This is a genomic window from Neisseria sp. P0022.S010 (genome assembly GCF_051956635.1).
The window spans coordinates 1-1479 of the sequence record NZ_JBQCXF010000664.1 but is presented as its reverse complement, the minus strand read 5'-3'; the positions used below and the strand labels follow the sequence as shown (position 1 = coordinate 1479).

General features: G+C 52.4%; 2 protein-coding genes. One reads left to right on the top strand and one right to left on the bottom strand.

What is annotated here, in order from left to right; genetic code table 11:
• Positions 1-8: 8 nt before the first annotated feature.
• The gene (locus tag ACTHUT_RS20475; RefSeq protein ID WP_250600443.1) at positions 9-1190 is read left to right on the top strand and encodes an aspartate aminotransferase family protein; all 1182 of its coding nucleotides are present in this window, start codon (positions 9-11) and stop codon (positions 1188-1190) included.
• A 130-nt stretch (positions 1191-1320) separates the two neighbouring features.
• Here ACTHUT_RS20475 and ACTHUT_RS20470 read toward each other — a convergent pair whose 3' ends face one another.
• Positions 1321-1431 (bottom strand): IS3 family transposase, encoded by a 111-nt coding sequence (locus ACTHUT_RS20470; protein ID WP_440419639.1) that lies wholly within the window; start codon positions 1429-1431, stop codon positions 1321-1323.
• Positions 1432-1479 lie beyond the last annotated feature (48 nt).

Genomic DNA, 1479 nt, shown 5'->3' with positions numbered 1-1479 from the left:
AAAAGAACATGCAAAACTACCTGACGCCCAATTTCTCATTCGCCCCCATGATTCCGGAACGCGCGCTCGGCAGCCGGGTTTGGGATACCGAAGGACGAGAATACATTGACCTGTCAGGCGGTATTGCTGTGAATGCGCTAGGCCATTGCCATCCCGATTTGGTCGCTACCTTGACCGAGCAGTCGCAAAAACTCTGGCACATTTCTAATATCTACACCACCCAACCGGCGCAAGAATTGGCCAAAAAACTGGTCGAAAACACCTTTGCCGACAAAGTATTTTTCTGCAATTCCGGCGCAGAAGCCAATGAAGCCGCGCTGAAACTGGCGCGCAAATACGGCCGCGATCATTTTGGCGAACACAAAACCGAAATCATCTCCTGCCTCAACAGCTTCCACGGCCGCACCCTGTTTACCGTATCCGTCGGCGGCCAGCCCAAATACAGCAAAGACTACGCACCGTTGCCGGCCGGCATTACCCACGTCCCCTTCAATGATGTTACCGCATTGGAAGCAGCCATCAGCGATAAAACCTGCGCCGTGATTATCGAGCCGATTCAAGGCGAAAGCGGCATCCTGCCTGCCACCCAAGAATATCTTCAAGCCGCACGCCGTTTGTGCGACAAATACGGCGCATTGCTGATTTTGGACGAAGTGCAAACCGGCATGGGCCATACGGGCAAACTGTTTGCCTACGAGCATTACGGCGTAACACCCGATATTCTCAGCTCCGCCAAAGCCTTGGGCGGCGGCTTCCCGATTGGCGCAATTCTGACTACCGAAAAAATCGCCCCAACCTTCGGCCCCGGAACGCATGGCTCGACCTTTGGCGGTAATCCGATGGCGTGTGCCGTCGGCAGTCGTGCATTTGACATCATCAATGCGCCCGAAACATTGGCGCACGTTGAACAACAAGGCCAAAAACTTCAGACGGCCTTGCGTGAAATAGGCGAAAAGACCGGCGTATTTAAAGAAGTCCGCGGCATGGGCTTGCTGCTCGGCTGCGTGTTGGCGGACAAATACGAAGGCAAGGCTTCAGAAATCACCGCCGCCGCTTTGAAACACGGCCTGATGGTACTGGTTGCCGGCACCAATGTAGTGCGCTTCGCCCCCAGCCTGCTGCTGAACGATGAAGACATGGCCGAAGGCTCGAAACGTTTTGAAGCGGCGTTGACTGAATGGTTGGCCTGATTTTTAAAACCCAATATCCAAATCAGCCGACAGCTTTTGTTCCTAATTGATGCCATATAGTGAAGGCCGTCTGAAAGACTGTTTGAGTTTTGAACTGGTCCCCAAATCTTGGACACTCATAAAAGCCTTTTCAGGCGCTCTGTGCAAGCTGGGTTCTGTATACGACAGGACTCAGCTTTTTTAATTTCAGACTGCAACGCTCCCGGTTGTAGTAATCCATATAGTCATCTATCTGCTTCATCAATTCGTCCACCGTCAATTCTCCTGCGTTATAGAAACACTCCGTCTT

Bases quoted from the DNA above. Each gene is read 5' to 3' on its own strand.
- ACTHUT_RS20475 (WP_250600443.1), top strand. From the start codon at position 9: ATGCAAAACTACCTGACGCCCAATTTCTCATTCGCCCCCATGATTCCG.
- ACTHUT_RS20470 (WP_440419639.1), bottom strand. From the start codon at position 1,431: ATGAAGCAGATAGATGACTATATGGATTACTACAACCGGGAGCGTTGC.